This is a genomic window from Vibrio sp. R12-SW3-ISO1, from assembly GCF_059834005.1.
Map to the genome: position 1 here is coordinate 58,926 of NZ_JCBDGK010000021.1, position 15,938 is coordinate 74,863.

Here is a 15,938-nt window from a genome sequence, read left to right on the forward strand (position 1 = left end):
TTTTCATTTCATCTTGTCACTGCTTAGCCTCAAATCACAGAAGCTCAGGATTGCGCACTGTGGCATTGTCCAAGTGCTAGAATGATTTCGGTGCGAATCCTGTCATCACTTCCAAACGCAGCTCTTTGCCGAGTTTCGTCATCGGGTGCACCACCACTAAGCCACGAACGGATTTTTTCAGCTTACCGAGATCCGCTTGCTCAGCCTTGGTAATTTCACGAGAAAACGGCATGTCGAGCAAGCTTTTGCGCTCTTTGTTCATGTCGTACTTCTGCTTACCTTTTAGAGAGTTCAACTTCTTGGTCAAAGACTCCACGTCATCAGTAAATTTACTGATCATCTCATCGTCTTGACGGCTTTTTGCTGCATCAAGTTTACGATTGGCGCTGTCTAAACGGTTGTGAAGTTGCTGGATCTCTTGCTTTAAGCTCATGGTGTGGTTCTCTGCTGGCACTTGGGGGCGGCGAGTGTAGCATAGTGAGACAGCCCGACCTAGTGCTATCGTTCTATCACGACTTTTTCACCCCGAACCACAGCTGCACTGTCGCTGTGATTTCATATGAAATCACAAGCATTTACAACAAGATAGAACTGCTCCTACCAGTGATAGAATCGGTGATATTCCACACAATTTGTTCAAAAAACAGTAACACAACTATTCAGCCTAACATTGTGCTGTCGATATATAGGCTACTCTTAACTCATAAACCTTTGGTTGACTAAAACTACTTTCATAACAACCAAGGTATGACAACGGCTAGGTTACATTAGATAACCGCATGATAATAAACAGGAAGTTTTGTATGAGTCTAACAATCAAAAGCCGCCTATACATATTAGCGCTTGTACCCCTTATCGTTATAGCACTGGGCATGCTTAGCTTTACGTACATCAAAACCACAGAACTCAATCAAACACAGATTGAGGTTACTCGTGAGAACATGATGAACATGAAAAAAGCCGAGCTGAAAAACTACGTGCAGATGGCGCAATCTGCGATCCAGCCGTTTCTTGACCAAGGCGCTTCGCTTGAAGAAGCGATCCCAACCTTGAAACAGCTCGAATTTGGTGATTCAGGCTATATCTTTGGTTATGACTCCAAAGGTATCCGTGTTGTGGTCGGGAAAAGCGATAAAGGCATTGGCGACAACTTTTACAATCTACAAGATCAGCAAGGCAACTACTTGGTTCAAGACTTGCTGAAAAACGCCAAAACCGGGGATTACACCACCTACTACTTCCCTAAACCAGGCGGCACCGTCGCACTGCCGAAGTTAAGTTTTTCCATTTTTATCCCACAGTGGGATTTGATGCTCGGGACGGGTTTCTACACCGATGACATCGATGCGATTATCGCTGAAATGGAGATGGCGACCACCTCAGCACTCGAAACCACCTTGTCTGCCATCGCCTTGTTCTGCTTGGTGATTGCCATTTTGGTGGCGATTTTTGCTGTCACAGTGAACCGCACCATCATGTCACCCATCGAACAATTTGATGCCTCTATCAGCTCATTTGCCAGCGGTGAAGCGGATCTCACCGCACGTATGGAAGCATTCAAAGTACCTGAGTTTGCAAAACTCAGTACCAACTTCAATGCGTTCGTTGCCAGCTTACAACAGATCATTCGCAGCGTGAGCGACGTCGGGCAGCAAGTATTGGCTGAAACCAATAACATGACTCAGCGAGCGACTCAGGTCGATGAACTGGCTTCGGGCCAACGTGAAGAGACCGAACAAGTGGCAACGGCAATGACGGAAATGACCACAACCGCGTCTGAAATTTCCAACAACGCAAGCCAAGCGGCGAACTCGGCCAAGGAAGCCGACGATAACGCGAAAGAAGCGCGTCAAATCGTCAACTCTGCCGCCAACTCAGTGGAAGCGCTGGCTGAAGAGGTAATGCAAGCGGCGTCGGTGATTTCGCGTCTAGAAGCCGACGTACAAAATATCTCTTCATCGCTGGAAGTGATTCAAGACATCGCTGAGCAGACCAACTTGTTGGCCTTGAACGCCGCCATCGAGGCTGCGCGTGCGGGCGAACAAGGTCGAGGCTTCGCCGTGGTAGCCGACGAAGTACGTAAGCTGGCCAGTCGTACCCAAGACAGCACTGGTGAAATCCACAGTATGATTGAAAAACTGAAAGCCGCTTCCGATGACGCCGTACGCGCGATGGAATCGAGCCAAAAACGGGGTTCAGCCACTGTTGAGGAAGCCAATGCGGCCACCAAAGCCTTGATCCAAATTCAGGAATCAATCGATACCATTATGGACATGAACTCGCTGATTGCGACCGCGACCGAAGAGCAGAGCCTTGTCGGTCAGGAGATATCGCAGCGCATCGTGGTGATTTCAGACCAAAGCTCGCAATCTGCGGATCTGGCCAATGAAAACCGCCAAGGCAGTAATGAGCTCAATGGTCGCGCCAACGAGTTGTACCAGCTAGTGAGCCGATTTACGGTGTAAATTGCCCTAAAAAAAAGGCCCATCGCAAGATGGGCCGTTTTTATTGGATGCCGTTCTGAGGACGCGCACTTTAAATGAGCTTAGTTAGCCTCTGACTGCGTCATCGCAATGGCGAGCGCTTCCGCTACCTTAATGCCATCAATGCCCGCAGACAAAATTCCGCCCGCATAACCCGCGCCTTCCCCAGCTGGGAAGAAACCTTTTAAATTGACACTCTGGTAATCTTTACCCCGTGTAATACACACCGGCGATGACGTTCGCGTTTCTACACCAGTGAGTAGCCCATCTTCTGTCGCAAAGCCTTTGATTTTCTTGTCAAACGCAGGGATTGCTTCACGAATCGCTTCAATCGCAAAATCCGGTAACGCTTTGGCTAAGTCGGTCAATTTAATACCCGGAGTGAACGATGGCTCCACCTCACCCAGTGCGCTCGGATCGCGGCCTTTAAGGAAATCACCGATCTTTTGCGCCGGCGCATCATACGTCGCGCCGCCAAGCTCATAAGCCGCCGACTCTAATTGACGCTGGAACTCAATCCCCGCTAAAGGGTGGCCTGGATAGTCTTGCTCTGGGGTAATCCCTACCACAATCGCACTGTTGGCGTTGCGCTCTGCACGAGAATATTGGCTCATGCCGTTGGTGACCACGCGACCCTCTTCTGAGGTCGCGGCCACCACCGTGCCACCCGGACACATACAGAAGCTGTAAACGGTGCGACCATTTTTACAGTGGTGCACCAACTTGTAATCTGCCGCGCCTAAAATAGGGTTGCCGGCATTTGGACCAAAACGTGCTTCATCGATCATCGATTGCTTGTGTTCGATACGAAAACCGACCGAGAAAGGCTTAGCCACCATCTCCACACCGCGCTTATAGAGCATTTCAAACGTATCGCGGGCACTGTGACCTACGGCCAGCACCACGTAACGAGACTGAATTTTTTCGCCATTGGAGAGCGTTAACCCCGTGATCTGGCCATTATCAATGTGGATATCATCAACGCGCGTGCTAAAACGAATCTCACCGCCGAGCTCAATGATTTTGGCGCGCATCTTTTCAATCATGGTCACTAGCTTAAACGTGCCAATGTGCGGCTTACTCACGTAGGCGATCTCTTCTGGCGCGCCCGCTTCCACAAACTCTTTGATCACTTTGCGACCATAGTGTTTTGGATCTTTGATTTGGCTGTAGAGTTTACCGTCAGAGAAGGTGCCTGCGCCACCCTCACCAAACTGCACGTTCGATTCAGGATTCAACGCGCGTTTACGCCAAAAACCGAAGGTATCTTTGGTGCGCTCACGCACCTCTTTACCGCGCTCAACGATGATAGGTTTGAAACCCATTTGCGCCAGAATCAAACCCGCAAACAAACCGCAAGGGCCAAAACCAATCACCACTGGGCGCTCGGTCAAATCCGCCGGTGCGTTGGCGACAAATTTGTATTCCATATCTGGCGTTTCTCTGACGTGAGGGTCGCTGACAAACGCCTCAAGCACCGCGGCTTGATCCGCCACTTCAACATCCAGCGTATAAATCAGCAAGATTTGCGTTTTTTTGCGAGCATCGTAGCCACGTTTAAAGACATTAAAGGAGAGGATCTGATCAGCGGGAATCGCCAGTTTTTTCACGATCGCCGCGAAAATAGCGTCTTCCTCGTGATCCAAAGGAAGTTTAATTTCAGTTAAACGTATCATACGAGTATCTCAGTTAGGATGGTGTCTTAGCGGCGCTGTCTAACTACACCGCTCACAATGGCGCGCATTTTACGTCAACTCGATTGGCCTGTCATACGAAAACCACTTTTTGTCTCGGCGGAGGATTGCTCAAACGCAGCGGGATCGGTATTATCGCCGATTCGAAAATGAACCAAGATGAGTGCACACCATGGCCTTTGTCGTGACTGATAACTGTATCCAATGCAAATACACAGACTGTGTCGCGGTCTGCCCTGCCGATGCCTTCTATGAAGGCCCGAACTTCATGGTGATAAGCCCTGTAGATTGCATTGACTGCGGCTTGTGTGTACCTGAATGCGACGCCAACGCCATCTTCCAAGAAGAAGAACTCGCGGAAGATCAGCAAGTCTTCATTGAGTTGAATGCCGAACTTGCCGAACTGTGGCCCAATCTCACTGAAGTCAAACCCGCCATGGACGAGGCTGAAAAGTGGAATGGCGTGCCCAATAAGCTCGGCATGCTGGAGAAATAGACCGACGCTCGACCTACTGATGCTGCCTGCGCAGGTTGTCCAAAATAATGCCCGTTGCCATAGCGACATTCAGTGATTCTGCCCCGCCAAACGCCGGAATGGTGATTTTGTCACTCACATGTTGAGCGGCATGCTCTCGAATACCGTGCGATTCACTGCCCATCAAGATGATGCCTTGCGGTGCAAACTGCGTCGTGTGCACACTCTCGCCCTCTAGAAATGCGCCATAAACGGGTAAATTGGCACTGGCAAGATAGGCCGGCAGATCGCACTGCGTCACGCTGACGCGACCAAAACTGCCCATGGTCGCACTGATGGTTTTCGGGTTATAGGGGTCGGCGCAATCTTGACTGGCGATGATGTGTTTGATGCCGTACCAGTCGGCGACACGAATGATGGTCCCGAGATTACCGGGGTCGCTGACGCCATCTAACGCGATGAGCCAACCCTGCGCTTTTGGCACTGGCAAGTTAGGGATCGCCACCACGGCGATGGCCGAATTATTACTCACCAATGTGCTGGCTTTCGTCAACTCATCCAAACTCGCTTCAACACAATCGTAATCGCTCAGCGCCTCTTGATGCTTGTCGAGAAAATCTCGGGTGGCGAAAATCTGTTTGACCTCAAGATCACTCACGATGAGCTCTAGGACGTTCTTTTCACCTTGAACTAAAAACAGTCCATTGGCTTTACGCTGCTTCTTTTGTCCCAATGCGCGCAGTAATTTGAGTTGGTTTTTCGATATCATTCATCGCCCCGACGTGCGTTAACCCAGTAAAAAACTCGGGGAGTATAACCCTAAACCGCGCCGAGATGCGAGTGTTGGCACCTAGCCTTTCAAGCACGTCAAACTGACGTGCTTTTCATAGTCAACATCCCTTGCGTCACGATGAAATCAATGATGGTGCTCAGCCCTTGGCTCTCTTTTAAGTTGGTAAACACAAACGGTTTGGTCGGGCGCATGCGCTGGGTATCCGACTCCATCACTTCAAGAGACGCCCCAACATACGGCGCAAGATCGATTTTGTTGATCACCAGTAAGTCCGAGCGTGTGATGCCCGGTCCGCCTTTACGCGGTATTTTTTCCCCTTCCGCTACATCAATGACGTAGATGGTCAGGTCGGCGAGCTCAGGGCTAAAGGTCGCACTGAGGTTGTCACCGCCACTTTCAATGAACACCACATCGAGATTTTGATGGCGTTTGGCCAGCTCTTCCACTGCGGCGAGGTTCATAGAGGCGTCTTCGCGGATCGCCGTGTGAGGACAGCCGCCGGTTTCGACACCGATGATGCGATCGGGCTCAAGCGCCTCGGCGCGAGTAAGGATCTTCGCGTCTTCCTGGGTATAGATATCGTTGGTGACCACCGCGATGTTGAGCTTATCGCGGATCGCTTTGCACAGCACTTCCAACAGCGCGGTTTTGCCTGAACCTACCGGGCCGCCAATGCCGACCCTTAATGGCTGTTTGTGACTCTCCATTGTCCTTCTTCTCCAATTCTATGTACAAAACTGCACAGACGTTATGAGCGAAATAATCGCGTGTATTGTGTCTCGTGTAAGCTGCTGGCGATGGAGACGCTGGGGGTAAAGCTGCCCATCATCCACTCTTCAATCTGCCGAGCGTGCGCGATGGCGTCCTCAAATTCGTCGCTAAGAGCGATCAGCGCTCGCTGGCCATCCGTTTGACCAAGGGGCACCAATTTCACCCCAGCCATAATGAGATTTTCCGCCCAGCTCCAAAGGTAGCCTTGTTTGAGTGATTCGGGTTCGATCTGCCACTGCTCGGCGGCAACACACAAACCGAGCAGTTGATTGATTTTCACCTCAGGGTGATGAAACGCGTCGTGATCCACTCCCAGTTGCACCAAAAGCGTTTTGAGGGCGAGTCCTCGCTGAGACTCTTCGGCGCGCAACTCCTTGGTTTCACGACTGGCGTACAGGGTGTCACTGAGTGATTGAATGCGCGCGATGTCCGCATTCCCGAGCGCCTCGAAGTATCTGTCAATCAACGGCAGTTCTAAGGTCGCCACGCTATTGAACAACATGTTGCTCAACCATTGGTGCATGCTCTCTTTGTCGCTCACCCATTGCGCTTCGACTGCCCACTCTAGCCCTTGCGAGTAGGTAAACCCGCCGATAGGCAAAGAGGGACTGATCAGCTGGAACAGTCGATACACCGCGCGAGGTTCGCTCATCATTGGCTACATCCGTTACGGCAGTAGAATCAAAGCGCTGGCAGACGCGACGCCAACCGATAACCAAGGGCTCGACAACGCTCGGCCAAACTGTAAGCCCAGCACCATCAAACCGGCGGCGGCGGTCAACATGCCACTGGCAAAGGGAAGAACACTGCCCGTTGATTCAACGCCATGCGCGTAACCATGAAAGAACATCAGCCCAACGCTGAGGCCAACCGCCAAATTCAATAGCGGCTTGGAGCGATTGAATGACTGCCATATGGCGCCGCTGACCACAAACAGTGAGGCCCCAATCGCCAGCTCGACGCCACCAAAGCCGCCAAACACTTTACCTGCGCTTAGCCCCAGTAGTAACGTCGCGAGTGCCGCTAGCATCAGCGTTACTTTGCCGCGCCAACTGACCGATAGACACGCAGTCAGCATGCCGAACGCAATCAGCATGACGAGGTGATCCAACCCGGTCACAGGGTGTGTCAATCCAGCCGAAAAAGATCCGCCCTCATGGCCCGGGTGAGCAAATACTGGGCTTGCCATCGTGGTGGCGGCAAACGCGCCGACGGAGGGAATAAAAGAGATTCGCATAACACTGTCCTTGTAAGTCATCTATCCGTTGAAATAGGTTGAAAGAGAAACTGGCCACGCTGTCGTCAACATTGACAACACGCGCCCTATCAAATAGCCATTTAGTGATGGTGATGATGGCCCCCAGCAGAACGCCCGCCATAAGCACCACTTTCTGGCTCAAAGGCCGCTTGCTCGACCGTCACTTTCGCGCCGAGCCCTGTCACCATGTCATCGAGTACGTGATCATGCTGGTAACGTACCCAACCAAACGCCACTTGCAACGGCACATGGCGGTTTCCTAAGTGGTAAGCAACGCGCGTCAATAAATGCAGGTCACTGCAGTAGACGGTCGAGACACTCTCTGGCGCGGCAATCACCTCAACCACCAATCCGCATGGGCTTTTGAGCTGCTCTCCCCCGCGTAAAATGTGTCCGCGAGGAAGAAATAGTCCCGCGTCACGGCCATCATCCAATTTGACCTTTAAGCGGCTTTTGATACGGCTGTCGATCGGCAAACTGAGAAATGTGTGGGGTTGAATGGTTATCTCCTGAGCAATTTCCGTCAGTTCGATCATGGTTGTTCTCCTAGAATAAGAAATAGCGCTGCGCCATCGGCAGCACGTCTGCAGGTTCACACACCAGCAACTCGCCATCCGCGCGAACTTGATAGGTTTGCGAGTCCACTTCGATGTGCGGCTGCCAGTCGTTTAACTTCATATCGGCTTTACGGATGTCACGGCAGTGGCTCACCACGCCGATTTGACTGCCTAAGCCCAGTTCAGCGGCAATCCCGGCTTGGTGAGCGGCTTGCGAGACAAACAGCATCGAGGTCTTTTGCGCCGCTTTGCCGTAGCTGCCAAACATGCCACGGTAATGGACCGGCTGTGGAGTGGGAATGGATGCGTTCGGATCGCCCATCGGCGCCATGGCTATCATGCCGCCTTTCAAAATCACGCTCGGTTTAACGCCGAAAAAAGCCGGTTTCCACAACACCAAATCCGCCAATTTACCCACTTCAATCGAACCAATTTCATGGGCCATCCCGTGTGTGATCGCCGGGTTGATGGTGTATTTGGCAATGTAACGCTTCAAACGAAAATTATCGCTGTAACTAGAATCTTGTTTCAAACTGCCGCGCTGCACTTTCATTTTGTGCGCCGTTTGCCAAGTGCGTGTGATCACTTCTCCCACTCGCCCCATGGCTTGTGAATCCGAAGCGATCATCGAGAAAGCGCCCAAGTCGTGAAGAATATCCTCGGCGGCGATGGTTTCTCGGCGGATGCGAGACTCCGCGAACGCCACATCTTCTGCAATGGATGGTGAGAGGTGATGGCACACCATCAACATGTCCAAATGCTCATCGACCGTGTTAACGGTGTACGGGCGTGTCGGATTGGTCGACGACGGCAGAACATTGGCTTCCCCGGCGGCGCGAATAATATCTGGCGCGTGACCGCCCCCTGCCCCTTCGGTGTGATAGGTATGAATGACGCGATCGCCGATCGCATTCAATGTCGATTCGACAAAGCCGGATTCATTGAGGGTATCGGTGTGTATCGCCACCTGTACGTCCATCTCATCCGCTACCGTCAGGCAGGTATCAATAGAAGCTGGCGTCGTCCCCCAGTCTTCATGCAGTTTCAACCCCACCGCGCCCGCCGCAACTTGCTCTCGCAGTGCGTCAGGTTGGCTAGCATTACCTTTACCAAGCAAGCCAAAATTCATTGGAAATCCATCTAGGGATTCAAGCATGCGATGCATATTCCACGGGCCTGGCGTACAGGTGGTCGCATTGGTGCCAGTGTTCGGGCCAGTGCCGCCACCAATCATGGTGGTGACACCCGAGGCGAGCGCCTCTTCAATTTGTTGTGGGCAGATAAAATGGATGTGCGAGTCAATGCCACCAGCGGTCAGAATCGCCCCTTCTCCAGCCAACACCTCAGTGCCCGGGCCAATCACTATGGTGACGCCGGGCTGAACATCGGGGTTGCCTGCTTTGCCAATCGCGTGAATGCGACCATCTTTGACCGCCACGTCGGCTTTGACAATGCCCCAATAGTCGAGCACAACGGCATTGGTGATCACTAAATCTGGGGTTTCTTGGCTTGGTCTTTGGCTCTGTCCCATGCCATCGCGAATCACCTTCCCGCCACCAAATTTCACTTCATCACCGTAGACGGTGTAATCTTTTTCTACCTCAAGCCACAATTCGGTATCCGCGAGGCGAACTCTGTCTCCGACTGTTGGCCCAAACATTTCGGCGTATGCCCGTCGAGAGATGCTTGCCATGACTTATCCTTGTCTGTTGCGTGTGCGCATTACCCATTTGTCTATCAACTTGGTGGTGTAACGCCATCGAGCTATAACTTGCCCATCACCTTGCCTTGAAATCCGTACACTTCGCCTTTTCCGGCGTATTCCACTAGCTCAACGCTGCGTGATTGTCCTGGTTCAAATCGCGTCGCCGTACCGGCGGGAATATTGAGTCGAAACCCGCGCGCAAGCGCTCTGTCAAACACCAAGGCTTCATTCACTTCGAAAAAATGATAATGCGATCCGATTTGAACCGGGCGGTCACCGACATTCTCAACGCTCACTTTGACGGTGCGGCGGCCCACATTGAGCGCAATCTCATCGGCGGCGGTCTCGATTTGACCCGGCGCCCAACCCTTGCCGATTGTCGTCCCTGCCATCCCTGTATCTCCTCATCCTATTGACTTTGCCTTTACCCATCACTGACTACACAATCGGCTCGTGCACGGTGACGAGTTTGGTGCCGTCAGGGAACGTTGCCTCAACTTGCACGTCCGGAATCATACTGCCGACCCCTTCCATGACATCCTCTACCGTAAGCAACGTACGCCCGTAATCCATCAATTCGGCGACGCTTTTTCCTTCCCGAGCGCCTTCTAAAATGGCGCTACTGATCAGCGCAATCGACTCTGGGTAGTTGAGTTTTAGCCCTTTTTCTTTGCGACTTTGCGCCAACAGGCCCGCGCAAAAAATGAGTAATTTGTCTTTCTCTCTCGGGGTGAGTTCCATTGCTATCCCTCGCAATTCATCGCTTTGTTCCGCCGAATGCACTCTCATGCTTATGGTTGAGTGTACTTGTGGATGAGTGTGCTGTAGATGAGTAAGTCAGCTTGCATCCACACTCTCAGTCCACCTTGTTAGGTAGCCCAGATCCTCGGAGGCTGAGGCTTCTCGCCAAACCAGTGCAACCTGATCTGTTGCCAAATACGCTCAAAACTGGCCAGAATCACTTCACTCCATTGACCTAATGCCCTGACGACTATCAGGTTTTCCAGCTGAGTGGCACCAATGACCAGCGACGCCTTACCCACATCTTCTTGAATAGAGCAGAGCAAGCTCTGTACCAGCTCGATTAAGTCCTCGTCCTGTGAGGAGATATAAAAAGTGCCCATCATTGGAAAACCAAGTAAGCCCTTATTTATCAGAGCCTTATCACCACCTTTCATATTGAGCCCTTCGCTGAGTATTTTGCTCCCTTGGTAGTAAATCTCTGTTTTTCCTACCAAATGTCCACTTGAGAAGCCCTCATTTAGTGCGGGCCTCCCAAAACAGTGCATCTCCCAGCCCATAAATTGTGCATCACGCTCTAGGTGGATCTGTGTATCTAATCGCGCGTGGGCATCGGGGAAAAAGATGTTCTCTTGCGGTAACCACTCTAAGGTGGCGTTTGACGCCACGCGCAATATTTGCGTCTGGCAAGCAAAACGCGCCGATGAACGATAAAACTTGGTAGCGCCGGGGGTCGTGACCAGTGCATGCCCCCCCTCTCGCACCTGTGCCTCGATGGCTAACGTGTCGCCGCCGACTACGCCGCCAGGCGGGTGCAACAAATAGGTATGGCACACAGACCCCTCAGGATAGAGCGGGCGCTGTATCGCCAGCGGGCCTTGCTGCTGGCGCTCTTTGATCACCGTTTTATCTCCTCGGTCGGTAAACAGCAGAGCCAGTTTTGCTTTCCAACCAGAGCGAGTATCAGAATCGAGTTTTTGTTCAAGGCTGGGGTTGTCATTGGCATCCGTCAAGGCAAATGCCACAGCAGGGTCACACATCATACGGTGAGATACTCCTTTATCAGCGCGTCGTTGAGCGCCTCCATGGGGCCATTGGCCACCGGCCGGCCGCGATCCAAAATGCAAAACTCATCACCCACTTTGCGGGCGAAAGGCAGCTTTTGCTCCACCAGCAATACCGTCAGACCATATTGCTGATTGAGCATGCGAATGATGTCGCCAATCTCTTGCACTATGTTGGGCTGGATGCCTTCCGTGGGCTCATCCAAAATCAGTAGACTCGGGTTGACCACCAGAGCACGACCAATCGCCAGTTGCTGCTGCTGCCCTCCCGACAGATCGCCACCGCGGCGATGAAGCATCTCTTTAAGCACCGGAAACAGCTCGAAAATGAATTCTGGGATCTGGCGATCACCTTTGGCGCGAATCGGCAATCCCACTTCAAGGTTTTCTTGCACGGTGAGCATCGGAAAGATTTGCCGTCCTTGCGGCACATAACCGATGCCGAGTCGCGGGCGGTCTTCGGCGTCACGTTTAATTAATGACTGTTCACCCAGTTTGATGTCGCCACTTTGTACCTTCACGAGCCCCATAATGCACTGCAATAAGGTGGTTTTCCCCACCCCATTGCGACCCATGAGTACGGTACATTTGCCTTTGGGGATCGTCATATTCAAGTCCCACAGGGTGTGGCTTTCGCCATAGAATTGGTTCAATCCATTGATGGTCAACATACTACTCTCCCAGATAGACCTGTTTGACTTGCGGATGGGCCTGGACGTGGTCCATCGTCCCTTCTGCCAGCACATGCCCCTGGTGGAGCACAGTGACATGGCTGGCAATTGAACGGACGAAATCCATATCGTGCTCAACGACCACGACCGAGTGTTTCCCGGCAAGCGAGTTAAGCAGCTCAGAGGTGCGATCCATCTCTTGGTGCGTCATCCCCGCGACCGGCTCATCGATGAGCAACAGCTTCGGGTTTTGCATCAAGAGCATACCGATCTCGAGCCACTGCTTTTGACCATGCGACAGGTTACCGGCGAGTCGCCTTGCACTGTCTTGCAAATCAATCAGCGTGAGCACTGACTCCAATTTGTCTTTCTGCTCGCCTGATAGCTGCGCGATGTACGTACCCCACACAGAACGTACGCCCGCCATCGCCAGCTCAAGGTTCTCCCACACGCTTAAGCACTCAATCACCGTCGGCTTTTGGAACTTGCGTCCGATGCCGGCATTGGCAATTTGCGCCTCATTCATCTTCAAGAGGTTGATGTTAGAGCCAAGCCACACCGACCCACTGTCGGGTTTGGTTTTGCCCGTGATGATGTCCATCATAGTGGTTTTCCCTGCACCATTCGGGCCGATAATGCAGCGCAGTTCGCCCTCTTTGATGTACAAGTTCAAATCGTTGATGGCTTTAAAACCGTCAAAGCTTTTGTTGACGCCTTCGACATAGAGCAAAATGTTGTGCCGCGTATCAATCAACGGGTGGGTATCGGGCTTGAGAAACGAAAAAACTTCATCACGACGGGTCAGTTGCTTGACCGAATCGGTCAATGTTGTATGGGTCATGTTCATGCCGTCACCTCTTTGCTCTTATCTCTTTCCTCATCGCTTGCTGCGCGGCGCTTAGGCGTGTCGACCTTCGCGAGCTTATCGCTGACAAACCCCATCAACCCTTTCGGGAAGTACATAGTCGAGAGCACGAACATGCCCCCGAGGGCAAAGAGCCACACCTCTGGAAACTCAACGGTGAACCAGCTTTTGGCATAGTTGATCACCAAAGCGCCTACAATTGCGCCAAACAAGGTAGCTCGGCCACCTAACGCGACCCAAACCACCACTTCAATCGAGTTGAGCGGCGCAAATTCCCCGGGATTGATGATGCCCACTTGCGGGACATAAAGCGCCCCCGCAATGCCCGCGATCACCGCAGAAAGGACAAACACCCACAGTTTGATGCCGTCGACGTCATAGCCCATAAATCGAGTGCGAGATTCGGTGTCGCGAATCGCCAACGCCACGCGGCCAAGACGGCTGGCCACCACAGTACGGCACACCCAGTAGCTCAGGGCCAGCATCAGACCGGTGGCCATAAACAGCACGATGCGCGTGCTGTCTTGCTGCAAGCTGTAGCCAAGTATGTCTTTAAAATCCGTGAGGCCGTTGTTGCCGCCAAAGCCCATTTCGTTGCGAAAAAATGCCAACATCAGGGCATAGGTCAGTGCTTGGGTGATGATCGACAAATAGACCCCCGACACGCGAGATCGAAATGCCAAATAACCAAACAGGTAAGCCAGCGCCCCCGGCACTAATACCACCATCACACACGCGAACCAAAACTGATCAAAACCAAGCCAGAACCACGGCAGCTCTTGCCAATTTAGAAACACCATAAAATCCGGCAGAATCGGATTCCCATACACACCGCGATCACCAATTTGACGCATCAAATACATGCCCATCGCATAGCCGCCAAGGGCAAAAAAGGCGCCGTGGCCCAAACTCAAAATGCCGAGGTAGCCCCACACCAGATCCACCGCTAAGGCGAGCATGGCATAGCTGAGATACTTGCCCATCAAAGAGAGCGTGAATGTCTCAACGTGAATGGGATGACCGATGGGCAGCAAGGTATTGGCCAAGGGCACTAGCACCACCGCCAACAGAATGAGCGCCACGGTCACTTGGCCACCTTTGTCGCCTCGCATCGCCGACAGCACTACCGAGCGTGACTGAATAGATTGACTCATGTGAACTCCTTAACCTTCTGCCGCTCGGCCACGTTGTGGGAAGAGCCCACGAGGACGTTTTTGAATAAATAGGATGATAAACACCAACACCAAGATCTTCGCCAGTACCGCGCCCGCCCAAGGCTCCAATATTTTGTTAAACAGCCCAAGGCCGAGCCCCGCCACTAAGGTGCCCCACAGATTGCCAACGCCGCCAAACACCACCACCATAAAGGAGTCGATGATGTAGGCTTGGCCCATATTGGGCCCCACGTTGGTGAGTTGAGACAGCGCAACACCTGCAATACCGGCAACCCCGGAACCTAAGCCGAACGTCATGGCATCGACACGCTCTGAGCGGATCCCCATCGCACGAGCCATCGCGCGATTTTGCGACACCGCGCGCACTTGCAGACCCAAAGGTGTTTTTTTCAAGACCATCACCAAACCAATGAAGACACACGCGCAAAAAAGGATGATGTACAAGCGGTTGTAGGTGAGAGAGAGCATGGGGTTGAGGCTGAGTGCGCCGGACATCCAATCCGGCGTGCTGACTGAGCGGTTAAGCGGCGAAAACACCGAGCGCACCGCTTGTTGCAGAATCAGGCTGAGACCAAACGTCGCCAGTAAGGTTTCCAGCGGTCGTCCGTACAAATGGCGAATCACGCTGCGTTCAATCGCAACGCCCACCAACCCAGAGACAATAAACGCCGCAGGAATAGAAAGTATCAACGCCAACCCAATGTGATTAGGCATCAATTGCTGCATAACGTAAGTGGTGTAAGCGCCAAGCATAATGAGCTCACCGTGCGCCATGTTGATCACGCCCATCACACCAAAGGTGATCGCCAAGCCAATGCCGGCCAACACCAGTACCGAACCTAAACTAAGACCAAAGAAAAGGGTCTCCACCCCCGAATACAAACGCTGGCTTTGTTGGTAGCGATCGAGGGCCTTTTGCGCCGCCTCAATCACTTCCTCATCTTGCTCACGGCTTAACACTGCATTGAGGGTTTGCACCACCACTGGCTGTTTGTAATCCGACAACAGCGCAATCGCCGCCACTTGGCCCGGGTCACTCGCATTGAGGGCACTGTCCACCGCCAACGCCAGATGCAACTGCTCAATCACTGCGGGCGAGGTTTCGCTCACCAGACGCTTTTTAAACTTGGCCACCACGCTGGGCTCTGTATTGCCCACCAACGCCACCACCGCCGCAAGTCGCACCGATTCATCGGCGCTGCTTAGGCCCAGTGAGGCGATTTCAGCGCGAATCAGACCACGCAACGCGTTATTCACCCGCACTTTGCTAAACTGGCGTTTACTTTCAATCATGAGTGTCTCGCCCGTCCAAACCTGAGTGGCGGTTTGTTTCGCTTTGAGCTCTGGCACGATGTAAAGGTCTTGCTTGTTGGCTTTTAAGCTGTAGAGATCGCCTTCTAGCCACGCGGTCAAAATAGGCTTCGCTACCTCGGCTGGTTGTGTCTCCACCAGCCAAGTCATAGCTTGCTCTTTCGCTTGATTGTTCTTGCCATTGAGTATGCTGGCAAAGTCTTCCTGACTTTGCGCATTGGCGAGATTCAACCCGATCAGGCTCAATAGACTGATCCACATAAACTTGATAATCGGCGCACTCCTTGGCCTCATGATGTCTGTCCTTGCGTGGGTGAAAAGGAAAGGGTCTCAACAGAAAAAAGACGCCCAGCTTCCACGTAATAGCCGGGCGCC

17 protein-coding genes are annotated in these 15,938 nt (G+C 52.5%); 2 read left to right on the forward strand and 15 right to left on the reverse strand.

The window, feature by feature from the left end; genetic code table 11:
• Positions 1–76: 76 nt before the first annotated feature.
• Positions 77–433: a YibL family ribosome-associated protein gene (locus AC6R0R_RS07300; RefSeq protein ID WP_334552909.1), complete on the reverse strand. Its 357-nt coding sequence runs from the start codon at positions 431–433 to the stop codon at positions 77–79.
• A gap of 370 nt (positions 434–803) precedes the next feature.
• Between AC6R0R_RS07300 and AC6R0R_RS07305 the strand changes: the two genes are divergently transcribed.
• Positions 804–2,465 (forward strand): methyl-accepting chemotaxis protein, encoded by a 1,662-nt coding sequence (locus AC6R0R_RS07305; RefSeq protein ID WP_500626225.1) that lies wholly within the window; start codon positions 804–806, stop codon positions 2,463–2,465.
• A gap of 80 nt (positions 2,466–2,545) precedes the next feature.
• Here the strand turns inward: AC6R0R_RS07305 and AC6R0R_RS07310 are convergent, their stop codons facing one another.
• Entirely contained in the window at positions 2,546–4,159 is a 1,614-nt protein-coding gene (locus AC6R0R_RS07310; protein WP_500626226.1) for an NAD(P)/FAD-dependent oxidoreductase, read from the reverse strand.
• 190 nt (positions 4,160–4,349) lie between these two features.
• On the opposite strand from AC6R0R_RS07310, the gene fdxA reads away from it, so the two are divergent.
• Complete coding sequence (gene fdxA, locus AC6R0R_RS07315) at positions 4,350–4,673, forward strand: ferredoxin FdxA (protein WP_334553421.1); 324 nt, start codon at positions 4,350–4,352, stop codon at positions 4,671–4,673.
• A 13-nt stretch (positions 4,674–4,686) separates the two neighbouring features.
• On the opposite strand, the gene AC6R0R_RS07320 is transcribed toward fdxA, so the two are convergent.
• From AC6R0R_RS07320 to urtB, 13 genes are all read right to left on the reverse strand, one after another.
• Complete coding sequence (locus tag AC6R0R_RS07320; protein WP_500626227.1) at positions 4,687–5,421, reverse strand: TrmH family RNA methyltransferase; 735 nt, start codon at positions 5,419–5,421, stop codon at positions 4,687–4,689.
• A 98-nt stretch (positions 5,422–5,519) separates the two neighbouring features.
• A complete protein-coding gene (gene ureG, locus AC6R0R_RS07325; RefSeq protein WP_500626228.1) occupies positions 5,520–6,152 on the reverse strand; it encodes an urease accessory protein UreG in 633 nt (210 codons plus the stop codon).
• A 41-nt stretch (positions 6,153–6,193) separates the two neighbouring features.
• Positions 6,194–6,871: an urease accessory protein UreF gene (locus AC6R0R_RS07330; RefSeq protein WP_500626229.1), complete on the reverse strand. Its 678-nt coding sequence runs from the start codon at positions 6,869–6,871 to the stop codon at positions 6,194–6,196.
• A gap of 12 nt (positions 6,872–6,883) precedes the next feature.
• The gene (locus tag AC6R0R_RS07335) at positions 6,884–7,453 is read right to left on the reverse strand and encodes a HupE/UreJ family protein (protein ID WP_500626230.1); all 570 of its coding nucleotides are present in this window, start codon (positions 7,451–7,453) and stop codon (positions 6,884–6,886) included.
• A gap of 101 nt (positions 7,454–7,554) precedes the next feature.
• A complete protein-coding gene (gene ureE / locus AC6R0R_RS07340; protein ID WP_334552921.1) occupies positions 7,555–8,010 on the reverse strand; it encodes an urease accessory protein UreE in 456 nt (151 codons plus the stop codon).
• A 10-nt stretch (positions 8,011–8,020) separates the two neighbouring features.
• Positions 8,021–9,724 (reverse strand): urease subunit alpha, encoded by a 1,704-nt coding sequence (ureC, locus tag AC6R0R_RS07345; protein ID WP_500626231.1) that lies wholly within the window; start codon positions 9,722–9,724, stop codon positions 8,021–8,023.
• A 71-nt stretch (positions 9,725–9,795) separates the two neighbouring features.
• Positions 9,796–10,128, reverse strand: a complete 333-nt coding sequence (locus tag AC6R0R_RS07350) for an urease subunit beta (protein ID WP_500626232.1) — start codon at positions 10,126–10,128, stop codon at positions 9,796–9,798.
• A gap of 46 nt (positions 10,129–10,174) precedes the next feature.
• Positions 10,175–10,477, reverse strand: coding sequence for an urease subunit gamma (gene ureA / locus AC6R0R_RS07355; protein ID WP_500626233.1), 303 nt, complete (start codon positions 10,475–10,477; stop codon positions 10,175–10,177).
• Between the two features lie 128 nt (positions 10,478–10,605).
• Entirely contained in the window at positions 10,606–11,520 is a 915-nt protein-coding gene (locus AC6R0R_RS07360; RefSeq protein ID WP_500626234.1) for an urease accessory protein UreD, read from the reverse strand.
• Entirely contained in the window at positions 11,517–12,212 is a 696-nt protein-coding gene (urtE, locus tag AC6R0R_RS07365) for an urea ABC transporter ATP-binding subunit UrtE (RefSeq protein ID WP_334552932.1), read from the reverse strand. Before urtE ends, AC6R0R_RS07360 begins: the two co-directional genes overlap by 4 nt.
• Before the next feature lies 1 nt (position 12,213).
• Positions 12,214–13,053, reverse strand: coding sequence for an urea ABC transporter ATP-binding protein UrtD (gene urtD / locus AC6R0R_RS07370; RefSeq protein ID WP_500626250.1), 840 nt, complete (start codon positions 13,051–13,053; stop codon positions 12,214–12,216).
• A 2-nt stretch (positions 13,054–13,055) separates the two neighbouring features.
• Complete coding sequence (urtC, locus tag AC6R0R_RS07375; RefSeq protein ID WP_500626251.1) at positions 13,056–14,219, reverse strand: urea ABC transporter permease subunit UrtC; 1,164 nt, start codon at positions 14,217–14,219, stop codon at positions 13,056–13,058.
• A gap of 21 nt (positions 14,220–14,240) precedes the next feature.
• Positions 14,241–15,824 (reverse strand): urea ABC transporter permease subunit UrtB, encoded by a 1,584-nt coding sequence (gene urtB / locus AC6R0R_RS07380; protein ID WP_500626252.1) that lies wholly within the window; start codon positions 15,822–15,824, stop codon positions 14,241–14,243.
• Positions 15,825–15,938 lie beyond the last annotated feature (114 nt).

Coding starts and splice junctions, on each gene's coding strand:
- fdxA (WP_334553421.1), top strand. CDS start 4,350: ATGGCCTTTGTCGTGACTGATAACTGTATCCAATGCAAATACACAGAC.
- urtE (WP_334552932.1), bottom strand. CDS start 12,212: ATGTTGACCATCAATGGATTGAACCAATTCTATGGCGAAAGCCACACC.
- urtB (WP_500626252.1), bottom strand. CDS start 15,824: ATGTGGATCAGTCTATTGAGCCTGATCGGGTTGAATCTCGCCAATGCG.
- AC6R0R_RS07310 (WP_500626226.1), bottom strand. CDS start 4,159: ATGATACGTTTAACTGAAATTAAACTTCCTTTGGATCACGAGGAAGAC.
- AC6R0R_RS07335 (WP_500626230.1), bottom strand. CDS start 7,453: ATGCGAATCTCTTTTATTCCCTCCGTCGGCGCGTTTGCCGCCACCACG.
- AC6R0R_RS07330 (WP_500626229.1), bottom strand. CDS start 6,871: ATGATGAGCGAACCTCGCGCGGTGTATCGACTGTTCCAGCTGATCAGT.
- AC6R0R_RS07300 (WP_334552909.1), bottom strand. CDS start 433: ATGAGCTTAAAGCAAGAGATCCAGCAACTTCACAACCGTTTAGACAGC.
- AC6R0R_RS07350 (WP_500626232.1), bottom strand. CDS start 10,128: ATGGCAGGGACGACAATCGGCAAGGGTTGGGCGCCGGGTCAAATCGAG.
- ureG (WP_500626228.1), bottom strand. CDS start 6,152: ATGGAGAGTCACAAACAGCCATTAAGGGTCGGCATTGGCGGCCCGGTA.
- AC6R0R_RS07305 (WP_500626225.1), top strand. CDS start 804: ATGAGTCTAACAATCAAAAGCCGCCTATACATATTAGCGCTTGTACCC.
- ureA (WP_500626233.1), bottom strand. CDS start 10,477: ATGGAACTCACCCCGAGAGAGAAAGACAAATTACTCATTTTTTGCGCG.
- AC6R0R_RS07360 (WP_500626234.1), bottom strand. CDS start 11,520: ATGATGTGTGACCCTGCTGTGGCATTTGCCTTGACGGATGCCAATGAC.
- urtD (WP_500626250.1), bottom strand. CDS start 13,053: ATGACCCATACAACATTGACCGATTCGGTCAAGCAACTGACCCGTCGT.
- ureE (WP_334552921.1), bottom strand. CDS start 8,010: ATGATCGAACTGACGGAAATTGCTCAGGAGATAACCATTCAACCCCAC.
- AC6R0R_RS07320 (WP_500626227.1), bottom strand. CDS start 5,421: ATGATATCGAAAAACCAACTCAAATTACTGCGCGCATTGGGACAAAAG.
- ureC (WP_500626231.1), bottom strand. CDS start 9,724: ATGGCAAGCATCTCTCGACGGGCATACGCCGAAATGTTTGGGCCAACA.